Origin of the sequence: Desulfomicrobium apsheronum (assembly GCF_900114115.1) — a bacterium.
GTDB classification, from domain to species: domain Bacteria; phylum Desulfobacterota; class Desulfovibrionia; order Desulfovibrionales; family Desulfomicrobiaceae; genus Desulfomicrobium; species Desulfomicrobium apsheronum.
Map to the genome: position 1 here is coordinate 294,362 of NZ_FORX01000002.1, position 18,517 is coordinate 312,878.

At 56.5% G+C, this 18,517-nt stretch carries 19 protein-coding genes; 15 read left to right on the forward strand and 4 right to left on the reverse strand.

Translation table 11 applies throughout. The features are described from left to right. Positions 1 to 14 precede the first annotated feature (14 nt). From BMZ40_RS03460 to BMZ40_RS03470, 3 genes are read right to left on the reverse strand one after another with little or no spacing between them, the layout of a single operon-like run. Entirely contained in the window at positions 15 to 503 is a 489-nt protein-coding gene (locus BMZ40_RS03460) for a phosphatidylglycerophosphatase A family protein (protein ID WP_092372731.1), read from the reverse strand. Further along, a complete protein-coding gene (locus tag BMZ40_RS03465; protein WP_092372732.1) occupies positions 496 to 1,107 on the reverse strand; it encodes a Maf family protein in 612 nt (203 codons plus the stop codon). The genes BMZ40_RS03460 and BMZ40_RS03465 overlap by 8 nt, the downstream gene beginning before the upstream one ends. Further along, positions 1,104 to 2,465 carry a dihydrolipoyl dehydrogenase family protein gene (locus tag BMZ40_RS03470; protein WP_092372733.1) on the reverse strand — a complete coding sequence of 454 codons (1,362 nt, stop codon included), beginning with the start codon at positions 2,463 to 2,465 and terminating at the stop codon, positions 1,104 to 1,106. Before BMZ40_RS03470 ends, BMZ40_RS03465 begins: the two co-directional genes overlap by 4 nt. Before the next feature lie 236 nt (positions 2,466 to 2,701). Between BMZ40_RS03470 and BMZ40_RS03475 the strand changes: the two genes are divergently transcribed. The 15 genes from BMZ40_RS03475 to BMZ40_RS03545 all read left to right on the forward strand — a co-directional run bounded on the left by BMZ40_RS03475 (position 2,702) and on the right by BMZ40_RS03545 (position 17,541). Next, on the forward strand, positions 2,702 to 3,478 hold the full coding sequence (locus BMZ40_RS03475; protein ID WP_092372734.1) for a hypothetical protein: 777 nt from the start codon (positions 2,702 to 2,704) through the stop codon (positions 3,476 to 3,478). Between the two features lie 445 nt (positions 3,479 to 3,923). Then, entirely contained in the window at positions 3,924 to 5,186 is a 1,263-nt protein-coding gene (tmcD, locus tag BMZ40_RS03480) for an electron transfer complex subunit TmcD (RefSeq protein ID WP_092372735.1), read from the forward strand. 11 nt (positions 5,187 to 5,197) lie between these two features. Beyond that, positions 5,198 to 5,857 carry a TmcC family electron transfer complex membrane anchor subunit gene (gene tmcC / locus BMZ40_RS03485; protein ID WP_092372736.1) on the forward strand — a complete coding sequence of 220 codons (660 nt, stop codon included), beginning with the start codon at positions 5,198 to 5,200 and terminating at the stop codon, positions 5,855 to 5,857. A gap of 15 nt (positions 5,858 to 5,872) precedes the next feature. Further along, entirely contained in the window at positions 5,873 to 7,189 is a 1,317-nt protein-coding gene (tmcB, locus tag BMZ40_RS03490; RefSeq protein WP_092372737.1) for an electron transfer complex ferredoxin TmcB, read from the forward strand. A 9-nt stretch (positions 7,190 to 7,198) separates the two neighbouring features. Then, entirely contained in the window at positions 7,199 to 7,588 is a 390-nt protein-coding gene (gene tmcA, locus BMZ40_RS03495) for an acidic tetraheme cytochrome c3 TmcA (RefSeq protein ID WP_092372738.1), read from the forward strand. Positions 7,589 to 8,044: 456 nt separating this feature from the next. After that, on the forward strand, positions 8,045 to 9,589 hold the full coding sequence (gene hmcA, locus BMZ40_RS03500; RefSeq protein ID WP_092372739.1) for a sulfate respiration complex hexadecaheme cytochrome HmcA: 1,545 nt from the start codon (positions 8,045 to 8,047) through the stop codon (positions 9,587 to 9,589). Between the two features lie 34 nt (positions 9,590 to 9,623). Continuing rightward, entirely contained in the window at positions 9,624 to 10,682 is a 1,059-nt protein-coding gene (gene hmcB, locus BMZ40_RS03505) for a sulfate respiration complex iron-sulfur protein HmcB (protein WP_092372740.1), read from the forward strand. Between the two features lie 12 nt (positions 10,683 to 10,694). Further along, positions 10,695 to 11,864: a sulfate respiration complex protein HmcC gene (gene hmcC / locus BMZ40_RS03510; RefSeq protein WP_092372741.1), complete on the forward strand. Its 1,170-nt coding sequence runs from the start codon at positions 10,695 to 10,697 to the stop codon at positions 11,862 to 11,864. A 13-nt stretch (positions 11,865 to 11,877) separates the two neighbouring features. Continuing rightward, positions 11,878 to 12,027, forward strand: a complete 150-nt coding sequence (gene hmcD, locus BMZ40_RS03515; protein ID WP_092188352.1) for a sulfate respiration complex protein HmcD — start codon at positions 11,878 to 11,880, stop codon at positions 12,025 to 12,027. A 35-nt stretch (positions 12,028 to 12,062) separates the two neighbouring features. After that, complete coding sequence (hmcE, locus tag BMZ40_RS03520) at positions 12,063 to 12,737, forward strand: sulfate respiration complex protein HmcE (RefSeq protein ID WP_092372742.1); 675 nt, start codon at positions 12,063 to 12,065, stop codon at positions 12,735 to 12,737. 17 nt (positions 12,738 to 12,754) lie between these two features. Then, positions 12,755 to 14,137, forward strand: coding sequence for a sulfate respiration complex iron-sulfur protein HmcF (hmcF, locus tag BMZ40_RS03525; protein WP_092372743.1), 1,383 nt, complete (start codon positions 12,755 to 12,757; stop codon positions 14,135 to 14,137). Positions 14,138 to 14,203: 66 nt separating this feature from the next. Next, complete coding sequence (locus tag BMZ40_RS03530) at positions 14,204 to 15,124, forward strand: universal stress protein (RefSeq protein WP_092372744.1); 921 nt, start codon at positions 14,204 to 14,206, stop codon at positions 15,122 to 15,124. Positions 15,125 to 15,150: 26 nt separating this feature from the next. Next, positions 15,151 to 15,504, forward strand: a complete 354-nt coding sequence (gene divK, locus BMZ40_RS03535; protein ID WP_092372745.1) for a DVU0259 family response regulator domain-containing protein — start codon at positions 15,151 to 15,153, stop codon at positions 15,502 to 15,504. A 73-nt stretch (positions 15,505 to 15,577) separates the two neighbouring features. Then, positions 15,578 to 17,101 (forward strand): hybrid sensor histidine kinase/response regulator, encoded by a 1,524-nt coding sequence (locus BMZ40_RS03540; protein ID WP_092372746.1) that lies wholly within the window; start codon positions 15,578 to 15,580, stop codon positions 17,099 to 17,101. 23 nt (positions 17,102 to 17,124) lie between these two features. Next, positions 17,125 to 17,541, forward strand: coding sequence for an RrF2 family transcriptional regulator (locus tag BMZ40_RS03545; protein ID WP_092372747.1), 417 nt, complete (start codon positions 17,125 to 17,127; stop codon positions 17,539 to 17,541). A gap of 66 nt (positions 17,542 to 17,607) precedes the next feature. Here the strand turns inward: BMZ40_RS03545 and BMZ40_RS03550 are convergent, their stop codons facing one another. Beyond that, positions 17,608 to 18,189: a nitroreductase family protein gene (locus tag BMZ40_RS03550; protein WP_092372748.1), complete on the reverse strand. Its 582-nt coding sequence runs from the start codon at positions 18,187 to 18,189 to the stop codon at positions 17,608 to 17,610. Positions 18,190 to 18,517 lie beyond the last annotated feature (328 nt).

Genomic DNA, 18,517 nt, shown 5'->3' on the forward strand with positions numbered 1-18,517 from the left:
AAGCGGACATGGCTTTAGAAGACGGCGCGGCATGCGAGCAGCGCCATCATCGCATAAATTCCCGCCAGTCCGTCATCGATCATGATACCCCAGCCGCCGGGCAGCCAGCGCTCCGAGGCCCGCACCGGCCAGGGTTTGGTGATGTCGAAAAGACGGAAGAACACAAAGGCCGGAATGATCCAGAGCGTGTCGGAGACGAGCAGCGGCAGCAGCGTGATCCACTGTCCCCAGAGTTCATCGATGACCACGCAGGACGGGTCCTTGCAGCACATGCTTTTTTCGGCCCGTCCGGCACACCAGCTGCCCAGAGGGAAGAGCAGAAGAAGGACTGTGACACGTCCCCACATCGGCAACGGCAGGAAGAGAAATGGCGCGAGGATCGCTGCGACCAGGGAGCCCCAGGTGCCGGGAGCCTTGGGCATGCGTCCGGCCGCGCCGAGGGTGGCTAGGTTCAGCGGCAGCGCTTTAAGCCAGCGTGTCTTGCAGTTTGACGGATCAGGCATTGGCCACTCCGATGGCTCCGATTTCGAGCAGACAATTGAGCACCGAGCGTAGCGGCAGGCCGACGACGTTGGTGTAGGAGCCCTGTACCTCGTCGACCAGAAAAGCCCCGATGCCCTGGATTCCGTAGGCTCCGGCCTTGTCCATGGGTTCGCCCGTGTCGATGTAGGCCTGGAGCATGGACCGGGAATTTTCCGACATGTGGACCCGCGTGGTCACTGTTTGACAAAGAGATATTCCGTCGCCGTGGCGAAGCACGCAGAAGCCGGTCATGACCTGGTGCCAGCGTCCCGAGAGGGCTGAAAGCATGGCCAGGGCATCATCTTTGCTTCGCGGTTTGCCCAGGATGTTTACGCCCTCGACCACGATGGTGTCGGCGCTGATGATCACCTTGTCCGGGTGTCTGGCCGCGAGGTCCTGCCCCTTGATGCGCGCCATGCGCGCCGCGTAATCAGCCGGGGTCTCTCCCGGTTCGGGGGCTGGTTCTTTCAGGGTGCTGGGCACGACCTCGAAGCCAAGGCCCTGTCCGGCCAGAAGCGACTGCCGCCGGGGCGAGGCCGAGGCCAGGAGCAGGGGCCTGCGGGCGCGGAACGGGCCCTGGCTCATTTGTCCTCCAGGGGGGCGATGAGCGCGTCGCGCAGGGCCTCGTCCAGGGTGGGATGGGCGAAGATGTGTTCGTGCGCGGTGTGGGCCGTCCAGCGGTCGCGGACCATGATTTCCGCCAGGGTGACCAGGTGGGATGCGCCATGGCCGACGGCGGTCACGCCACGCACGACGCCGTCCACCCAGGCGACCTTGACCAGGCCCAGGGCCTGGCCGTGGGCCTGGGAAATCGGGTTGGCGCCGAGATTGGCGCGGGTAACGGTCACGGTCTTGCCCTGAGCGGTCAGTTCGGCTGCGGTGTGTCCAGCGCGCATGACCTCGATCGATCCATAGATGCAGCCGGGGATCGGGCCTGGCGCGTAGGGCGCGGCCGTTTCGCCCAGGGCGTGCAGGATGGCGTGGCGTCCCTGATGCTCGGCGGCGTGGGCCAGCAGGGTGCGGCCGTTGACGTCTCCGATGGCATAGATGTTTGGCGCGGCCCGCAGGAACTCATCCGTGGTGACCCAGCCCGCGCCGGTCAGGGCGACGCCTGCGTTTTCAAGGCCAAGGCCCGGAGTGTTCGGTTTGCGTCCGACGGCGACCAGCGCCTTCTCGACACGGATTTCAGCGCCGTCCTCCAGTCGCACCAGGACCGATTCGTCTTCGTTGACCAGTTCGGCCACGCGCTTGCCCGTGACAATGTTCCATTTTTTGCGCTTGAGCATGCCGTGGAGGGTCTGGGCGATTTCCTCGTCTTCGGCGGGGGCGATGCGGGGCGCGGCTTCGATGACATGGATTGTCGTCCCCAGGCGATGCCAGAAATCGGCCATTTCAAGGCCGATGGCCCCGGCTCCGATGACCGCGAGGCTTGCGGGCGCCGCGTCGAGATCAAGAAGGTCGGTGGAATCGAGAATTCGTTTATGATCCGGCTCAAGGCCTGCAAACCAGTTAGTGGAGGATCCGGTGGCGATGACCAGAGTCTTGAAATTTAGGGTTTGTTCGGTCTCGCCGTCGATGCGCACCGTGTTTTTATCCAAGATGGCAGCTTGACCCTGGACCAGGACGATCCCATGTTTATCAAGACAACATGACATGGCCTTGTGGGTAGCCGCGACAAAGGCGTTCTTTCGTTTCTTGAGCGCGCTCATGTCCATCTGCACGGAGCCGCTGCACAGGCGCAAGCGCGACTGGGCGTGCAGTCCCTCCAGATGAGCGGTGGCTCCAAGGTAGAGCTTGGTGGGGATGCATCCCCAGTTGAGGCACGTCCCGCCGAGGTTTTGTTTCTCGATGAGTGCGACCGTTTTTCCTCTTTGACTGGCGAGCAGAGCTGCGGCATAACCGCCCGGACCTGCTCCTATGACAATGATGTCAAAATGGCTCATGTGGGTTCCCGTGTGGCTTAATTGATGGGCGTTCAAGCTGAAACGCGAAATCCTAATCGGAAGCAGGGCGGAACTCAACCCTTGGCGTAGCCTGTGCGCTCAGGCCAAACCGGAGCTGGACAGGTGTCCGGCCTTTTTGTTTGGCGGGGCGGCTTGGCGGGAACTCCAATACCAAAATACTCGGATTTATAAGTCGATTGCCTCTACGTCGCGGCGCAGAGGGATATGGAGATACGATGCAGGAGAATTTGAAGAATCGGAGCGGGGGAAAACGAAAGGGAGTCGCCTCGCTTTTTGACGATTACGAGATCAAGGACCTTTTTCGCAGATACATCCAGCTCTTGATCGTGGTCGAGGTGCTCATCTTTCTGGTCTGTTGGGTTTATCAGCTGGGAATTGACGAGGTCGCGGTGACGGGCAAGCCCGTTGATGTCCCTTTCCCCTGGAAGGCCTATTTCTTGGTCTCCTTTTCGGCCCCGGTGGCAGTGACGTTTCTGGTCGGCATAGTGGTCGTGGCCTTCAATTCTTTTCTCTACGGGCAGAAAAAAGGTCCTGTTTTCAAGGAAACTTCCACCGAAGGAGCCGCAAGCAAATTGGTCAAGGCGGCAAATTTCTGTTTTCAGCTCCCTTTTTTGCTGACGCTTCTGCTGCTCGGCGTATTCATGGGGATCGTCTACAATCTGGGGGCGATCATGGATTATTTGGGCCGGTTTGGCGAGGCCGCGGCCAAAGTCATGCTGATCGGCCTGGGCTGTGTCCTGGTGGCCGGGACCATTTTCGGGATCGTGCGCATGGTTCTCAACTACAAATTGCGCAAAAAGAACATGGAGTACGATTACAAACGGGAGGTCATGGACCGCTTGGGAATCGCCATTCTTGACGAACGCACCATGATCGACAGCCAGGGCCAGGTGGTCGGGCCCCGAAATATCGAGATATCCGCCACGGAACAGGATGTGCTGCCGCCCTCGACGACGGAATCCACGGTACCCGAAAAGCCGGATTGTCGCTGAAAGGCCTTTGACAGCCGTCCAAAAGGGAATTTTTCCTTGCATAACAACCCGGTATACCCGGGTTTTTTTGCGCCCTGCGGGCTGCGCGCCGGGTTGTTTGCGATGGGCGGCGAAATCGGTCCGATCGCGATTATCTTCTTTTGAGGATCGGCTTGAGGATGCGTAAAGCATGTCTGGAAGCAAAGTAATGAATGTTTACCAACTCTTGCAGTATTGTGTATGAAAACAGTCCGAAATATTTTGTCGACTTATTGGGTCTGAAATCAAAATGATATTTACACAGTGTGATTTCTAGGCTAGCCGGTTTGCAAGAAAATTTAGCTAGTAAAGTGAGTCTTTGGCATGAGTTAGCAAGGTCGGAAATTCGGACTGCTCGCCTGAATTCATACCGACTTCATGTTCAAGATTGGCTTTTGGCGTAACCTAGTTGGTAAGGAGGGCGTGTATGAGTGAGTATTCTGCCTGGGATTGGGGCATAGGCTCCAGAACCGTGGCCGACCTATCCGAATGTGATTGCGACGTTGAATGGCGCGAGGAAAACCAGGCCAGCCCCGATGGGGAAAAGGTGGCGGCCGTGGTCAAGACAGGGGACGGGGAGTTCAGCGTGTGCGTCAACAACACATGCTGGGAACCGAGATACGAGCGCATCTGGTATTTGCGCTATTCTCCTGACGGGCGCCTGGCCGGACTGGCCTGCGACGGCGATTGGACCCTGTGCGTGGATGGCGAACCGTGGGAAGAGACCTACGGCTTTCTGTTCAACACCTTGTTTTCCAAGGATGGTTCGACCATCGCCTGCTGCGTTGCCGATTCCATGACCTACGGAATGGTGGTAGAGGGCGTGGCCTGGGAGACTCTGTACCCCAACGCCAACAATTTTGAGCTCAGTGCCGACGGTAAGCGCAGTGCGGCCGTGGTTCAGACCGTGCCCCTGGGGCAGGCCGAAGTCTTCAAGTTCAAGGAAGGCATCTACTCCGTTGCGGTGGATGGAGAAGCCTGGGATACGAGCTTTGTGAACGTCTGGACTCCTCGTTTCAATGCCGACAACAGTTCCATTGCCGCTCAGATACGCCATACTCTTTTCGACTACACCATCGCGGTGGACGGAAAACCGTGGGCGGAGAACTTCAACCAAGTCTGGGAGCCGCTCTTTCATCCCAAGAAAAATTCCATAGCCGCTCCGGTGCGCCTGTCCGGCAAATGGGGCATGGCCCTGGATGGCAAAATCATCTGGCAGCCGACCTTTTTCCAGGTCTGGCAGCAGCAGTTCAGCCCCTCCGGCGACAAACTCGCCGCCATAGTCTGTCCCAACTACGGTCGCTGGACCCTGGCCGTGGACGGCAACCCCTGGAACACGACATTTGGCGACATGGTCATGGACATGACCTTCAGCCCCGACGGCAAGCGTCTGGCCGCACTTGGCAAGCAGGATGGCAAGTGGACCGTATTCTCCGACGACAAGGCTTGGAACAGCCATTACGACATGTGCTATGCTCCGGTTTTCTCTCCGGACAGCAAGCATGTTGCCGCAAGAGTTGAAAAGAACGGCCGTTTCACCATCGCGGTGGATGGCAAGGAATATGGCCAGGGTTTCGATCAATGCTTTGACCCGACGTTCAGTCCTGATGGAAGCCGGATTCTCATTCGCGCCATCGTGGACGGAAAGTACCAAAGAATTGTCGAGTCCGTAGCAAAAATCATCGGATAAGGAGGCTAGACATGCAGGATGTCTATTTATTGGTATCTGGCCCCCTGGCTTGGGCTGCCTGGACTATTTTTGTTCTTGGATCAATATACAAAATATGGTCGACACTGAATACCGCTAAAAAGAAAGATCAGGTTTTACTTAACTACGTTTCATTCAAATACGGAATGAGATCTATTATCAACTGGTCGATTCCTTTCAATACGGTCAACATGAGGTTGAACCCCATTTTTACCGGTGTCGCGTTTTTCTTCCACATCGCTTTTTTTGTGCTGCTCATTTTTGTTTCCGCACATCAAATCATGATCGAGGAAGGATTCGGTATCGGCTGGTTCACAATTCCTGATTTCGTGGCCGACATTATGGCCTTCGCGGTCATTGGCGCGTGCATCTTCTTTGCCGTGCGTCGGGTCATTCGTCCTGAGGTGAGTTATGTCACGGACTGGACGGATTTTGCCCTGCTCGCCCTTGTGGCGGCGCCCTTTGTGACGGGAGTCCTGGCCTACCATCAGCTTGGCGATTACATGCTCATGGTCGTGCTGCACATGGTCTCGGCAGAGCTTTTGCTCGTGGCCATTCCCTTCACGCGTCTCAGTCATATGCTGCTGGCTCCCTTGACCAGGGCATATATCGGGTCTGAATTCGGCATGGTGCGCCACGTCAAGGATTGGTAAAAAGAGGAGAACGCTATGAAAGAACGCGTCTGGATAAAGGACGAAGCTGTTGAACGGGGTGCTGAAAAGCTGACCCCGGAGAGGATTGAGAAGACGATTAATGCGGTTTTCGACAATGAAGCCGGGGCGCGCCTCAAGGCTTATGTCGATACCTGCGCCCATTGCGGTTTGTGTTCGGATGCCTGCCATTTTTTCCTGTCCCGGGATCGCGATCCTCGCTTTTCTCCCGTGGGCAAGGTCAAGCAGACCATCTGGGAGATGCTCGACAAGAAGGGTAAGGTCTCTGCCGAATTCATGAAGCAGGCCATTCAGGTCGCTCAGACGGAATGCAACATGTGTCGCAGGTGCGTGCAGTACTGCCCGTTTGGTATCGACATAGCCTACATGATGTCGCTGGTGCGCCGGATTGGCCACAAACTGGAGATCACGCCCCTCTATATTCAGGATACGGCTCATTCACACGCCGCTACCATGAACCAGATGTGGGTCAAGGACGACGAATGGATCGACGCCCTGATCTGGCAGGAAGACGAGTTGCGTGATGAATTTCCGACTGCTCGCATTCCGCTGGAAAAGGAAGGCGCGGACATCATGTATTCCGTCATCGGGCCGGAACCCAAGTTTCGTACCCAGCTCATTTACCAGGCCGCGGCCATCATGAATGAAGCTGGTTGCGACTGGACAATGCCCGCGACTCCCGGCTGGGACAACTCCGACATGGCCATGTACACCGGCGACTCGGAAATGATGGGGCGGCTCAAGAGAATGCATTTCGATACAGCGGCCAGACTGCGCGTGAAAAAGATCGTCATGGGTGAATGCGGCCACGCCTTCCGTTCCGTGTACGATACAGGCAACCGCGTGCTGGGCTGGCAGATGCCGCCCGTACAGGTTGTTCATGCTCTTGAGTTTTACTGGGATCTCTTGAACGAAGGTAAAATCAAGGTCGCCAAGAAATTCGAGGAGCCGGTCACTTTTCATGATCCCTGCAACGTGGTGCGCGGGCGCGGGTTGCACGAAAAGGCGCGTGAAGTGGTGCGGGCTTTCTGTCCCAATTTCATCGAAATGACCCCCAACAAAGAGCACAACTATTGCTGCGCCGCTGGCGGCGGAGTCATCAACTGCGGCCCGCCATTCAAAAACGCTCGCGTGGAGAGCAACAGGGTCAAGGCTGAGCAGTTGCAGGCTACCGGAGTCAAGGTCTGCATAGCTCCATGCCATAACTGTCATGGTGGTCTTGAAGATATTATCCACAAGTACAAACTTGGCATCGAGCTCAAGTTCCTTGGGGAAATTATCTATGATTGCATGGAAAAACCAAATGCTGTCTAGGGGTGAGCAATGAGACATATACTATACAGATACTTCATTTTCTGCTCTGTCGTGCTCTGCGTCACGTTTTGCAGTATTTCGGCTTTTTCCCAGGACGACACCTATTTGAAGGTTGATGCCTTTGGAAAATTGGAACGCCCGATCAGCGCATTTGATCATGATGATCACAACGACAAGGCTGCCTTGGAAGATTGCTCAGTTTGCCATCATGTCTATGAGGATGGAAAATTGCTCGAAGGCGAAAGCTCCGAGGATCAGGCTTGCGGTGACTGCCATACGCTCAAGGCGCAAGGCAACCAGCCTGGGCTCATGATGGCTTATCACAAGCAGTGCAAGAGCTGTCACATCGAATCCAAGAAAGGTCCCGTCGCTTGTGGCGAGTGTCATGTAAAAAAATAATTGGCTCCTGTTTCCCGACTTTGCAACCGGCTCTCGTTTGAGGGCCGGTTTTTTTATGAGTAAATTTCAGTTTTGGGATCATCCCTTCGGACGGGCTCGACGTTTTTTTGCTTTTTGCCAAGACTAAGTTCAAATCAAAGAATATATAAATACAGAGCTTTGTAGTTGTTTTTTCGCTGTTAGGACTATCCATCAGGCAGTGGAAATCAGTAATCTCAAGTGATTGTGAAAAAATGGATTAGCTATTGACGAGGTTGTTGTAATTCTATACCTCCGAGGTCGGAATAAATCATACCCAAATGGTCTGCTTAGTAATGATAATTTTTGGCGGACCTCATGCGTCAAATGCGCGGGGTTTGATTTTTTCTTTTCAAGGAAGGTGCTGGGGGGCGCAGCCTCCGGGCTTGGGAGGTTTCCGGAATTTTCCGGAGCGGATTTCAACAAAGGAATTTTCACATGGAGAAGGGAAGACCAATGCTGCGATGGGTTGGAATCCTGTGCGTAAGCATGGCTGTGGCTGGATTCGGTCTGAACGCTCTTGGGGGAAAACAGGCATCGATCGAAACGAAGACGATGGGCGCGGATCTGATTTCCATCGACACGCTCAAGAAGTTCGGTGATCTCGATTATCCTGTGGTCCAGTTCGAGCACGACAAGCACACCAAGGCTGTGGAGGGCAAGTGCGAATCATGCCATACTGTGACCGGCAATACGGTCACGGCCAAGTTCAAGCGTCAGGAAGATACGAATGCCGCGGAAATCAAGGCCATTTATCACGACAACTGTATCAAGTGTCACACGGATACGACCAAGGCCGGCAAGAAAAGCGGTCCCGGCAGCGAACAGTGCCGGACCTGTCACGCTGGGCCCGCGGAGTCGTCGCGGACTTTGATCTCGTTTGATAAATCCCTTCATTACCGTCACTCGTCCTCGAAGATGGTTCTTCCTGCCCCCGGGCAGAAGGAGAACTGCTCCAAGTGCCACTCCCAGGACAAGCCCGAAGAGCGCAATCTCGCCTTTGCCGAGAACAAGGATCAGGCACATGAAAAATGCATGTCCTGCCATATGGAAATCGGCAAGGCCAAGCAGCCTACCGGTCCCGTGGAGTGCGCCGGCTGTCACGACGCCGGTGTTCGCGCCGGATTCAAGAAGGTCGCGGATGTCCCAAGGCTTGAAGCCGGACAGTCCGATTACGCGCTGCTCATGGCCGCCACGGCCAAGGCCGGAACCGAGCCCAAACTGGTCAGCGCCGTGCCTTTCAATCACAAGCTGCACGAAGAAAAGAACGAGAACTGCTCTGTCTGCCATCACAACGCTTCTTCCAAGGGCGTGATCCCCTGTTCGCAGTGCCACACCTCGCTTGGCAAGGAAGAAGGCGGATTCGTAACTACCGAGCAGGCCATGCACCGTGTGACCGCCCAGGCCAGTTGCGTGGGATGTCATGCCAAGTCCCAGGCCAAACCGGAGTGCGCCGGATGCCATACGTTCATGGGCAGAACCGGTCAGGGTACCGATACCAGCTGCGCCAAATGCCATGTCGACATCACGCCCGGAGCCGAGCTGGTCAATGACAAGAATGCCCGCAGCAACACCGCCGCGATGCTGATGAACACCCGCGTCAAGACCGATCCTGAAATCAAGGTCAACGAAATTCCCGAGATCGTCGAGATCGGTGCCCTGGCAAACGAGTACGAGGCCAGCAAGTTCCCGCATCGCAAGATCGTGCAGAAGATCATGGACGGCATGAAGGACGACGCTATGGCTGCGTATTTCCACTCCAGTCCCAACGCTGTCTGTTCCGGCTGCCATCACAACAGCCCCGCTTCGGCCAATCCTCCCAAGTGCGTCAGTTGCCATGGCAAGGTCGCGAGTGCCCAGGATGGAGCCAAGCCTGATCTGAAGACCGCCTATCACCAGCAATGCATTGGTTGTCATAGCGAAATGGGCATTCAGAAGCCGGCGGCCACTGCCTGCGCGGAATGTCATGCCGTAAAGCAATAACCTGCCCGGAAGGTCGCAATAACGAGGAGCTACTATGAAACGCAGAAAATTCATTGGCATGCTGGCTGGCGCGGGAGCCTGTTTGGCGGCGTCTTCGGCCACAGCCGGTGGAACACACCATTTTAAGGGATATCCCGAAAGTTTCGGGGTCCTGTTCGACAGCACCAAGTGCATCGGTTGCAGGAAATGCGAAGCCGCATGCAACAAGGTCAACGAATTGCCCGCACAGCCGGTCCCCTTCGATGACCTGACAGTATTGGATAAGAGACGGCGTACGCACCACGACACTTTCACCGTGGTCAACAAGTACGAAATCGGCAACAAGCCGGTATATCGCAAGCAGCAGTGCAACCATTGTCTTGAGCCTGCCTGCGCTTCGGCCTGTTTTGTCGGCGCCTTCGTCAAGGACAAGACCGGCGCGGTCAGTCACGATGCCTCCAAGTGCGTGGGCTGTCGTTACTGCATGATCGCCTGTCCTTTTGAAGTTCCGACTTACGAATATCACGATCCTATCACGCCCCGGGTGCGCAAGTGCACCATGTGCCAGCCGCGGATCGAAGAGGGCAAGCTCCCGGGATGCGTCGAAGACTGCCCCAAAGGCGCCCTGGTCTTCGGCCGTCGCGAGGATCTGCTGAACATTGCCCGGGAACGCATCCGCAAGCACCCGAACGTTTACATCGATCACATCTACGGTGAACGCGAAATGGGCGGAACGAGCTGGATGTACATTTCCGGCGTGCCGTTCGAAAAAATCGGCATGCGCGAGGATCTGGGCATCACTCCTGCTCCGGAACTCACTTCCGGCGCACTGTCCATTGTTCCGGCCATCGTCGGTCTGTGGCCCGTGTTTCTGACCGGGGCCTACGCCTTGACCAAGCGCCGGGACAAGATTGCCGAGGAAGAGCAGCACCATGCCGTGGCGGAAGCCGTGGCCGAGGCGCAGGCCGAAGCGGCGAAGAAGGCGAAAGCGGCCATGGACAAGGCGGAACGCGAAAAGCAGTCTGCCATTGATCGTGAAGTGAAAAAAGCGCTCAAGGAAGCGGAAGAGGCCCGGCTCAAGGCCGAAACTCCCGCTGATCCGAGCGAGCAATAAGGAGGAGTGTTGATGTCTCACCACACCACACCAAACAAGACATTCTGGACTCCGGCGAATATCCTGACCGCCGTCATCCTGGCCGTCGGCCTGGCTCTGACGGTGAAGAGATTCACCATGGGCATCGGGTCGGTGACCAACCTGACCGACGACAATCCCTGGGGCATCTGGATCGGATTCGACCTGCTCTGCGGCGTCGCCCTGGCCGCTGGCGGATACACGACCTCCGCCGCCGTGTATCTGTTCGGCATGAAGAAATACCATTCCGCGGTGCGCCCGGCCATCACCACCGCATTCCTGGGCTACGCATTCGTCGTCTTCGCCCTGCTCTACGACTTGGGCCGCTATTACCGGTTGCCCTATCCGCTGACCATCTATCCCGGTCCCACGTCCTTCCTGTTCGAGGTAGGCCTTTGCGTGGCTCTGTATCTTACCGTCCTGGCCATCGAATTCTCGCCCGCGCTGTGGGAAACCCTGCGCTGGAAGAAGCTTCGGTTCTGGGCGCATGGTCTGACCCTGGTGCTGACCATCTTCGGCGTTGTCCTGTCCACCCTGCACCAGTCTTCGCTGGGCGGGCTGTACCTGCTCGCGCCTTCCAAGCTGCACCCGCTGTGGTATTCGCCCTATCTGACGCTCTTCTTCTTCCTGTCGAGCATCCCGGCCGGCCTTTCCATGGTCATTTTCGAAGGCGGGCTGTCGCACAAGTTCCTGCATCACAAGATGGACGAAACGCATATCAAGGAAGCCCCCGGCGTCACCCTCGGTTTTGCCAAGGCCGCGGCCGTGGTCCTCTTCGCCTACTTCAATCTGAAGTGGATCGGCGTGGCACTGGACAACAACTGGCACCATCTCGCAACGGGCTGGGGCACCTGGTTCCTGGTCGAAATGTTCGGTTTCGTGCTCGTCCCTTGTCTGATGTACGCGGTCGCGGCTCGCGAGCAGAACCAGAAGCTGGCCTTCTATGCATCCATCGTCACCGTGCTGGGCATTGTGCTCAACAGGCTCAATATCTCGCTGGTGGCCTTCAACTGGCAGCTCCCGTCCGAGTTACGTTATGTCCCTTCCTGGGAAGAGATCATGATCACCGTATTCATCGTCACCCTTGAAATCACCGTGTTGCGGATCTGCCTGAACAAGCTGCCGATCCTGCATGAACACCCTGAATTCAAGGGTGCGCACTAAAGGAGGCGGAAAAATGGAATTCATGACGCTTCATGACTTCATGTTCTGGACCAAAGGCATGGCCTATGTGGGTATGGGCGTTGGTCTGGTGGCATTCGTGGCCTTCTGGCTGTTCGTGTCCGAGAGGGACGTGGACAAGTTCGCTGACACGGAAGAAGAATAGGCTCGGGCCTTATCCGACCAATGAAGGAGTAATCTATGTATGAGATATTGACTGGTCCGCTGCTCTGGATTGCCTTTGCGGTATTCTTTGTCGGCTTGGCCGTCCGGGTGGTGATGTATTTCATGGGTCTCGACTGGAGACTGGACCGTGTGGCCTACAAACCGCACATGGGCTATGGCCTCAAGGGCGCCTTCCGGTCCGTTTATCGCTGGCTGTTGCCTTTCGGGACGTACAGCTGGAGAGCCAAGCCCATCTTCACGATCATGTTCTTCGCCTTCCACATCGGCCTTGTCATCGTGCCCCTGTTCCTGGAAGGACACGCGGTCATGATCAGAAACGGTCTTGGGATCGATTGGCCGGCAATGCCGCAACTGCTGGCGGATGTTCTGGCCATTGCGGCCTTTTTAGCCGGCCTTGGTATCGCCGTGCGCCGTCTGCTTCTGCCGGAAGTGCGCATCCTGACCGACATCAAGGATATCATGCTGCTGGTGCTGATTCTGACCCTGCTGGGCTCCGGCATCATCGCCACCTATCATACCGCAAACTATTCGTTCTGGATCACTCTGCACGTGCTCTGCGGCGTGATTGTGCTGCTGGCCGCTCCCTTCACCAAGCTGTCTCACATTGCGCTCTTTTTCTGCACGCGCATTCAGATCGGCATGGATTTCGGGATCAAGCGCGGCGGAATGAAGTCCAATTTTGACTGGTAAGCCAAGAGGAATACGATATGCCCGAAGGTACAATTTGTAATAAGAGACCCGTTGCCACCCGAGAGGACCTCGATGCCCTCTTGGCGGATAGCAACGGAAAGAAATACTACGCGGAAATGGAACAGCTGGATGTGGACGCCGAGAAGCTCTGGGCGACTATCCAGAAAACAATGAAATCAAGAACCAAGACCTGGCTGGATATCTGCGCCCATTGCGGCCTCTGTGCCGACAGCTGCTTTCTGTACAGCGTGAACGGGCGTGACCCCAAGCAGGTCCCCTCGTATAAGATTCAGTCCACCCTTGGAGAAATCGTCAAGAAGAAGGGCAACGTGACCAACGAATTCATGCGCATGTGCATGGATACGGCCTGGTCCAAGTGCACCTGTTGCAACCGTTGCGGTTCCTTTTGCCCCTACGGCATCGACATGGGCGTCATGTTCGGCTATCTGCGCGGACTGCTGCACTCCCAGGGGTTCGTTCCGTGGGAACTCAAGATCGGTTCGGGCATGCACCGCCTCTTCCGCGCCCAGATGGACGTCACCGTCGAGGAGTTCGTGGATACCTGCGAATGGATGGTGGACGAAGCGCTGGAGGAATGGCCTTGTCTTGAGATTCCGGTGGACAAGGAAGATGCCGACATCGTCTATATGATCAACGCCCGCGAGGCCAAGCATTACCCTGAAGACATCGTCGAGGCGGCCATCCTGTTTCACGTTGCAGGCGAAAATTGGACCATGCCTTCCGAGGGTTGGGAAATGACCAGCCTTTCCATGTTTGCCGGGGACTGGGAAGCCTGCAAGATGCAGGTTGACACCGTTTACGGCGCCATGGAACGCCTGCGTCCCAAACGCATGGTCGCGACCGAATGCGGTCACGCCTATCGCGCCACGGTCATCGAAGGTCCGTACTGGGCCGGACGACCGGATGGACAACCACCCGTGGAGTGTCTGCACTACGTCGAGTGGGTCGCTGAAGCCCTGGAAACTGGCAAGCTCAAGATTGATCCTACCAAGAGAATAAAAGAGCCCGTCACGCTTCAAGACTCCTGCAACTATGTGCGCAATGCGGGACTGCGTGATTGCGGTCGAATCATCATGAAGCATATCGCGGAAGACTTCCGCGAGATGGCCCCCAACAAGGAACACAACTATTGTTGTGGCGGTGGTGGCGGCTTCAATGGTATCGGACGCTATCGTAAACAGCGCAACGTCGCGTTGAAGATGAAGCGCGAACAGATTCTGGCCACGGGCGCGAAGTTCGTTATTGCCCCCTGCCACAACTGTTGGGATGCCATCCGAGATCTGGAAGAGGAGTTCGAGATCGGCATTCGCTGGAGCTTCCTGAAGCCGCTTCTGATCAAGATGCTGGTTGTTCCGGAGCATCTCTTGCCGCAGGAATAAGTCTGTCCAGACAACGGTGTGCCGCTTTTAGGGGCGGCATGCCGCAAACAGAACGGGAGTTGACATATGTTTACAAAGATTCTGTTCGCCACCTCCGGCTCTCCCTGTTGTGATGCCGCAGCGCGTGTCGCGTTCGATTTGGCAGCGCGTTATAATGCCAAGCTTTTTGTCTATCACGTGCTGGGCGTTCCCAGTCGCGGTTTCAGCCAGGTCGTTGTCGACGTGCGAACCGGCGAAAAGGTTGAGTTGGACGAGGATTACACGTTGTGGGTCAAAGATGAGCTGGGGAACACCTACGACCGTCAGATGAAGAGCGGAGTCGATTGCGAGATCGAGACCGCCGTGGGCATTCCGCACCGCGAGGTGCTGCGCAAGGCGCGGCAGGAAGACGTGGACCTGATCGTCATGGGCGCGAGCACCACCGGCTGTGAAGCCGATGCCGATGCCTATCAGCGCCATTTCGCCGGTTCCACCCTGCAACGGGTGGCCAAGGTCTCCAAGGCTCCGGTTCTGGTGGTCAACCGCCCCGTGGCGTCTTTTTGGGGCGGGTTCACCAATATCGTCTTTGGCGCGGATTTTTCCAAGGCGTCCGAACATGCCTTCAAATTCGCTCTCAACACGGCCAAGGAACTGGATGCCAAGCTCCACGTTTTCCATGCCATCGACATCGGTTCCACACACAGTCTCATTTCCCAGAAGCAGCTCGATGACCAGATGATCGAGGCCAGGGACCGGATGCGACGCAAGTATCTCATCCAGACCGGGGATTTCAAGAATGTAACGGCCGACATCTGGGAAGGCATCCCGTATGTCGAGATCGTCAAGTACGCCAGAGAGAAGCAGGCCGACCTGATCGTCATGGCGCATCATTCCAAGGATGTCGGCGACGAGGATTCCGCGTTTGGACATACCCTGGAGCAGGTGTTGCTGCGCGCCACCTGTCCTGTGGCTTCGGTCAATCGTCCGGATAAAATTCAAACTGTGTAACGTGTAATCATGATTGGGGGTGTATGATGGGCAAGAAGATTCTGATCATTGATGACGATCCCAACATCGTCACGTATCTGGAAGACATTTTTCAGGACGCAGGCTACGCCACATGCAAGGCTTCCGACGGAGCCGATGCGCTGGCCGTGGTCAAGGCAGAGAAGCCCGATTTGATCACTTTGGATCTTGAGATGCCAAAGGAATGGGGCCCGCGTTTTTACCGTGAATTGAGCCAGGATGATGAATGCAGCAACATTCCCGTGATCGTCATCAGCGGTCTTTCCGGGAACAAGTACGCAATTCAGAAAGCCGTGGCTTCCTTTACCAAGCCTTTCGATCGCGAAGATCTTCTGAAGGTCATCAAGGAAACGATTGGTTAGCCGCAACTCAAACTTGAAAAACCCTTGCCCGGGCGCCTAGGTGGAACGTGCAAGGGTTTTTTGTGGCAAAAATATGCATGATATCGTAATTTCCGAATCCATCGTGATTATAACCCAGGATCCTGAACACGGCAGGGTCCTGGCGCATATCTTGAGCGAATACGGCTATCAGTCATCCAACTGCGATTATGACGACGCTCTTGTCACCGTGGGCGTGGTTCGGCCGCGTCTGGCGGTCATGGGGATCTGCGACTGCCGGCTCGGGCAGGAGCTGCTGAGGCGACTTCGTGCCGGTTATCCTGAAGTGCGCATCATCGTCCTGGTTCCCGAAGGCGAATACGAGTTGGGCCTGGATTTTCTGGCCGATGGAGCTGCGGATTTCCTCTACAAACCGGTGTCGGAGAGGGCCCTGCGCGTTAGCCTGGACCGGGCTCTGACTTTTCTGGACCTTCAGCAGGAAAACGGAATTCTGAAGGAAAAGAGCAAGATCCTCGAATCAAGCCATCAGCTTTGTCGTCAGCTTTTCGATGAAGTGCCTTGCTACATCTCGGTCCAGAACAGGGACCGCCGCATCGTGAGGGCCAACAGGCAGTTCAAGCTGGATTTCGGCTCCTGCCTTGGCGAACGCTGCTATGAGATCTACAAGCACCGCACCCATCCCTGCCCACAGTGCCCTGTGGAGGAAACCTTCCGTGACGGCATGGTGCACCAGACCGAAGAAGTCGTCACCACGCGTGGCGGCCAGCAGAAGATAGTGCTGACCCTGACCGCTCCCTTGCGCGACGAGAAGGGCGAGATCCATGAAGTCATGGAACTCGCCACGGACATTTCGCAGATCCGAGAGCTGCAGGACCGCCTGACATCACTCGGACTTTTCATCGGTTCCATCTCGCACGGAGTGCGCGGCATGCTGACCGCTCTCGACGGCGGGCTGTACCGGCTGGAAAAAGGTATCAAGAGCCAGGACCTGGAGCTCGTGACCAACGGTGCTGAGCGTGTCAAACTGATGATCTCCCGGATTCGCAATTCCGTTCTGGAGATGCTTTATTATTCCAAGGACAGGGATCTCAACATCCAGCTCATTGACGTGCAGAGCTTCGGCGACGGGGTGGCCAATTTCGTCGAGCCCAAGGCCACCAAGCACGATGTGCGTTTTCAAAAGGAATTTCACGGCCAGCTGGGGCGTTTTGAAATCGATCCCGAAGTCATCTCCGCCGGTCTGGTCAACATTCTCGAGAACGCGGTGGACGCGTGCATCGAGGATGAAGGCAAGGATCGGCACATTGTCTCCTTCCTGATCGAGGGCGGCAAGGACAACGTTTCGTTCATCATTCGAGACAATGGCCCGGGAATGGATCGTTCCACGCAGGAAAAAATGTTTTCCTTGTTTTTCTCTTCCAAGGGTAGCAAGGGGACGGGGCTTGGGCTTTATATAGCAAATGATGTCGTTCATCAGCATGGCGGGCAGATCCACGTCGATTCGACGCCGGGTGAAGGAACCGAATTCCGGGTGGTTTTGCCCAGAAAGCATGTACGAGCGGAAAATCGGGTGAATGGTGGCCAGAATGAGTCCGGAAAATCCGATGGCGACGGCTAGACCTTGAAAATTTGGAGGACCGCATGCGCTTGACCACGCGAAGCCGGTATGGAACTCGACTGCTGCTCGATATTGCCTTGAATCAGGACAAGGGTTGGGTCAACACGACAGACATCGCCAGGCGGCAGAATATTTCTCAGAAATATATTGAAAAATTGATCACGGGGCTTCGGCGTGGGGAGCTCATCGAGAGCAAACGCGGTCCTTTTGGCGGACACAAGCTGGCCAAGTCCGCCATGGACATCACGGTCGGCGACGTGGTCCGCGCCCTGGAAGAGAAAGTGGCCCTGACCCAGTGCGCCGAGGGAGAGCCCATTTGCGGCGAATGTTCCCTGGCGGGCGAATGCGTGACGCAGTTCGTCTGGATTGAAGCCAGCAACGTGCTCATGCAGACCCTTGATTCCCATCGACTTGGAGAGCTGATTGCCCGCAAGGGGTAGGATGCGTCGTTTCGCGGAGTTCATGGCCGCAAGCCTTTCCATTCGGAGGGCTTGCGGCTTTTTTCGTCATTTTTCCAGCTTTTGCAGGACAAGCTCGCCGCTACCGCGTTTGGGAACGTAGTGAACCCCGGCTTCATCCCGGTAATACTTGACCGACCCGTCTGCGGGCATGTCCACGATGCGTACGTCTTCGGCGGGTTTGCCAAGGGCCAGCACCAGGCTGATCTCAAGCTCCGGGGGCAGGGAGAGATGCGCGCGCAGCCTGTCGCGGTCAATGGCTCCGACCATGCACCCGCCCAGTCCTTTTTCCACCGCGCCCAGCATCATGGTCTGGGCCATGATGCCCAGATCGAATTTTGCGAAGTCCCAATCCTTGGCCGTATTGAGCATGACGATATAGGCCGAGGGCCGTTCCGATGGCGTGGGACCGTCCCAATCCTTCAGGTAGGCAGCCCATTTCAGGCAGTCGAAAATGACCTCGTTGTCCTGGGGCGAGGTGCTCAAAATGAAGCGCAGGGGCTGCTTGTTGCCTGCGGATGGGCATATCCCGGCAAGGTCGACAAGATCCTCCAGGGTCGCCATGGGGATGGCGACGGAGTTGTCGAATCTGCGGTAGCTGCGGCTTTTGCGGGTTAGATCCTTGAGCATGGGGGCCTCCTTGTTGGGATGTAATAAATGTTGATCGCAGAGCGGCGGATCGGTCCGGGGCCATGACCGGCCGGAACTCCCTCGTCGGCCTCGTAGAGCCGCATCATTGCGTGAATGAGCATGATACGGCGCTTTGGGCGGGGGAGCAATGATGCGGCAAACGATGTCTGGCTCGGTCAGACAGCCGACCCGGCCATGCCCCCGGACCGAACCGCCTTGAGCTTCTTGCGGTGAATTACTTTTCGCCAGTTGCCCAAAAAACGCATCATTTTGTACATGAACACGCTACGATGCTTCGGGCGGGGGAGCAATGATGCGGCAAACGATG

Excerpts from the sequence above, each read along its gene's own strand:
- BMZ40_RS03540 (WP_092372746.1), top strand. The coding sequence starts at position 15,578 with ATGCATGATATCGTAATTTCCGAATCCATCGTGATTATAACCCAGGAT.
- BMZ40_RS03475 (WP_092372734.1), top strand. The coding sequence starts at position 2,702 with ATGCAGGAGAATTTGAAGAATCGGAGCGGGGGAAAACGAAAGGGAGTC.
- BMZ40_RS03460 (WP_092372731.1), bottom strand. The coding sequence starts at position 503 with ATGCCTGATCCGTCAAACTGCAAGACACGCTGGCTTAAAGCGCTGCCG.
- BMZ40_RS03530 (WP_092372744.1), top strand. The coding sequence starts at position 14,204 with ATGTTTACAAAGATTCTGTTCGCCACCTCCGGCTCTCCCTGTTGTGAT.
- BMZ40_RS03465 (WP_092372732.1), bottom strand. The coding sequence starts at position 1,107 with ATGAGCCAGGGCCCGTTCCGCGCCCGCAGGCCCCTGCTCCTGGCCTCG.
- hmcC (WP_092372741.1), top strand. The coding sequence starts at position 10,695 with ATGTCTCACCACACCACACCAAACAAGACATTCTGGACTCCGGCGAAT.
- tmcC (WP_092372736.1), top strand. The coding sequence starts at position 5,198 with ATGCAGGATGTCTATTTATTGGTATCTGGCCCCCTGGCTTGGGCTGCC.
- hmcA (WP_092372739.1), top strand. The coding sequence starts at position 8,045 with ATGGAGAAGGGAAGACCAATGCTGCGATGGGTTGGAATCCTGTGCGTA.
- BMZ40_RS03545 (WP_092372747.1), top strand. The coding sequence starts at position 17,125 with ATGCGCTTGACCACGCGAAGCCGGTATGGAACTCGACTGCTGCTCGAT.
- tmcA (WP_092372738.1), top strand. The coding sequence starts at position 7,199 with ATGAGACATATACTATACAGATACTTCATTTTCTGCTCTGTCGTGCTC.
- hmcF (WP_092372743.1), top strand. The coding sequence starts at position 12,755 with ATGCCCGAAGGTACAATTTGTAATAAGAGACCCGTTGCCACCCGAGAG.
- hmcE (WP_092372742.1), top strand. The coding sequence starts at position 12,063 with ATGTATGAGATATTGACTGGTCCGCTGCTCTGGATTGCCTTTGCGGTA.
- BMZ40_RS03550 (WP_092372748.1), bottom strand. The coding sequence starts at position 18,189 with ATGCTCAAGGATCTAACCCGCAAAAGCCGCAGCTACCGCAGATTCGAC.
- divK (WP_092372745.1), top strand. The coding sequence starts at position 15,151 with ATGGGCAAGAAGATTCTGATCATTGATGACGATCCCAACATCGTCACG.
- hmcD (WP_092188352.1), top strand. The coding sequence starts at position 11,878 with ATGGAATTCATGACGCTTCATGACTTCATGTTCTGGACCAAAGGCATG.
- hmcB (WP_092372740.1), top strand. The coding sequence starts at position 9,624 with ATGAAACGCAGAAAATTCATTGGCATGCTGGCTGGCGCGGGAGCCTGT.
- BMZ40_RS03470 (WP_092372733.1), bottom strand. The coding sequence starts at position 2,465 with ATGAGCCATTTTGACATCATTGTCATAGGAGCAGGTCCGGGCGGTTAT.
- tmcB (WP_092372737.1), top strand. The coding sequence starts at position 5,873 with ATGAAAGAACGCGTCTGGATAAAGGACGAAGCTGTTGAACGGGGTGCT.
- tmcD (WP_092372735.1), top strand. The coding sequence starts at position 3,924 with ATGAGTGAGTATTCTGCCTGGGATTGGGGCATAGGCTCCAGAACCGTG.